Annotated in this window: 5 protein-coding genes; 1 reads left to right on the top strand and 4 read right to left on the bottom strand. The window is 25.7% G+C overall.

Annotation, left to right across the window (positions count from 1 at the left end; translation table 11 throughout):
• Positions 1 to 229 precede the first annotated feature (229 nt).
• Entirely contained in the window at positions 230 to 658 is a 429-nt protein-coding gene (locus OYV_RS03470; RefSeq protein WP_042068305.1) for an OsmC family protein, read from the top strand.
• Between the two features lie 48 nt (positions 659 to 706).
• Here OYV_RS03470 and OYV_RS03465 read toward each other — a convergent pair whose 3' ends face one another.
• The 4 genes from OYV_RS03465 to yqeK all read right to left on the bottom strand — a co-directional run.
• Complete coding sequence (locus OYV_RS03465; RefSeq protein ID WP_042068303.1) at positions 707 to 1,093, bottom strand: super-infection exclusion protein B; 387 nt, start codon at positions 1,091 to 1,093, stop codon at positions 707 to 709.
• 4 nt (positions 1,094 to 1,097) lie between these two features.
• The gene (locus OYV_RS03460) at positions 1,098 to 1,313 is read right to left on the bottom strand and encodes a YneF family protein (protein WP_042068302.1); all 216 of its coding nucleotides are present in this window, start codon (positions 1,311 to 1,313) and stop codon (positions 1,098 to 1,100) included.
• Between the two features lie 50 nt (positions 1,314 to 1,363).
• Complete coding sequence (gene rsmD / locus OYV_RS03455; RefSeq protein ID WP_042068301.1) at positions 1,364 to 1,924, bottom strand: 16S rRNA (guanine(966)-N(2))-methyltransferase RsmD; 561 nt, start codon at positions 1,922 to 1,924, stop codon at positions 1,364 to 1,366.
• The coding region (gene yqeK, locus OYV_RS03450) for a bis(5'-nucleosyl)-tetraphosphatase (symmetrical) YqeK (RefSeq protein WP_042068300.1) at positions 1,921 to 2,395 on the bottom strand (475 nt) is incomplete at its 5' end. The genes yqeK and rsmD, both read right to left, overlap by 4 nt.

Raw genomic sequence — 2,395 nt, 5'->3', positions numbered from 1 at the left:
CGTTTTTGGCAAAAAAAAGTAGTAGAAATAATTATTCATCCTCCTTTAAAATACGATCATTATTGCAATACAAATATGCATCAAGTAGCTATTGATGTGCAAAATATTATCAACTCTAGTTTTAATTAAAATAATTATATTTTAACTTATTTTGATGTTATAATAAAATAGATGCTTAAAGAAATGCATAAAAAAGAAATATTTTTTTAATAAAGAAAGGTTTTATAATATGATTATTTTTAAAACAACTGCTTATTTTAATCCCCATTTAGATGATTTATGTTTTTTTGAAGAAAAAGAAGGAATCACTAAAAAATTAGTTTCAGCTTTAGAACCAAGTAACAAACAATCAGGACCTGTTGATTTATTTTGTCTTTCTTGGGCAATTTGTTTTTATAAAACTTCTAAAAAGATTTTAGCAGAACAAGACTATACAAATAAAGATTTAAAAGTAAAAGTAACTTTAGAAATGCAAAAAGATGATAAAGGTTTTTATTTTAAACCTACTGCTATTTTAGGAATTCAAGATATGACGCTGGAACAAACTGAAATAATCGCAGATGCAACTCATAAAAGATGCCCTATTTCTCGTTTAATTAGTGTTGATGAAAATGTTTCTGTTAAAGTTGCAAATTACAATGAATTGATTACAGAATAAAATTTTTCATGATATAATAAAAAAACACCTTTTAAAGGTGTTTTTTTATTATATAACTTTGAAATTATAAATGTTTAAATTATCAAAATTATTCATGGTAAATTTTTTTAAATCTTTATTTTTGTGAATAATTTTTTTTATTAAAGGGTTAAAAACATAATTATTATATTTAGCATCCGAAACTATTTCTTTTAAAAAAATGATATTTAATTGTAATAAATTTTTGGTAATGTTGGCATCTTTTGTCAAGGGAAAATTTTTGTGAGTATTTTGCAAAAAACTTTTTAATATTTCTTGTTCTAAATTGCTACAAGACAATAAATAATTTATAATTTTGTTTTTAACATTTTTGCGATAAAAATAATTCATTATAAAAATAACTAAAAGACAAATAAAAACAATAAAAATAAATTTAAAAAAGATACTTTTAAACATTATTTTATTTGCCTTGTTTCATGCTGTTCATAATTTGACGAATTTGTTTTTCAGAAGGGGTACGACCCATTTGGCGAAACATTTCTTTGATTTGTTTTTCACTGATGGGAGGATTTTGTTGTAAATGTTTTTTAAACCAACGAAACATTAAAAAAGCTCCTAAAACCCCGCCTAATAAAAATCCTATAATTGGATTTACATATAACCAAATATTGTTTATTTTGAACTCCTTTTTTCTTCTTTTTGTTTTTTTCTTTCCTTGGTGAAAGTCTAAATTTTTTGATAAAATTGGATTTTTTTATTACCGTATTGTTTTTCTTTTTGTAAAACAAATTCTTTAATTTGTGTAGGCAAAACAATTTTGCGATGTAATTCACAAATAATAATGCTATTTTGATGTGTTAATTTGTCTAAATATTCAAAAGCAGGTAAATAAAAATCTTTAAAATAAGGAGGGTCTAAAATAATAAAATCAAAAATCAAGTTGGCTTTTTGGAATTTTTTTAAAGCTTGAATAAAATGACCATAAAAAATAATGCTTTGTTCTAAATCCAGTTTTAATTTTTTGGTGGTTTTTTTTAAGGTTTGAAAAGATTTTAATGAAGCATCCACAAAATAGGCTTGTTTAGCATCTCTGCTTAAAGCCTCAAAACCATAAGAACCGTTGCCTGCAAATAAATCTAAAAAGATTTTGTTTTGGACTGAGGCTCCCAAAGTATTAAAAAGAGCTTCTTTGACCAAAGAGCTAGTGGCTTTGGTGTGAGGTGATGGCACTAGTTTGATTTTGTGTCCTTTGAATTTTCCTCCAATGATAATTGTTGTCTTTGTCATGAAAATATTTTTCTTTTGATGGAGTTTTTCAAAGAGGATAAAATTTCTTGGTAATTGTAAGGCAAAGGGGATCCTTTTTGGCTGAAATAATCAAAATTACTTTTAAGAAGTTCATATACGGCTTGATTGAGGTTAAGGTAGGCTAGCTTTTGAAAATATTTTATTTGGGAAAAATTTCGTTGAGGTTCTAATTTGTCACTTAACAATACAATTTTATCGCAATAATTCATTTTTTTATCACCCCAAACATGTTTTTTGATGGCATTAAGAATAGTGATATTTGTGATGCCAAATTCTTTTTTTAAGATGTTTGCAGCAGATAGAGCGTGAAAAATAGCAGGCGTTTTGCTGTATTTTTGGATATTGGCTTGAGTAAGATAGGGTTTTTGTTGTTCTAAGGTGTCGTTTTTGGTGTAATCATGAAATAAAGCTGCAATTTGAATAGGCAACAAAGGTTTGTTATAATGTCTT

The sequence above is a fragment of the 'Chrysanthemum coronarium' phytoplasma genome, assembly GCF_000744065.1.
GTDB lineage: Bacteria > Bacillota_I > Bacilli_A > Acholeplasmatales > Acholeplasmataceae > Phytoplasma > Phytoplasma asteris.
Note: the sequence above shows the minus strand (reverse complement) of the source record. Positions and strands in the feature narration are given on the sequence as shown.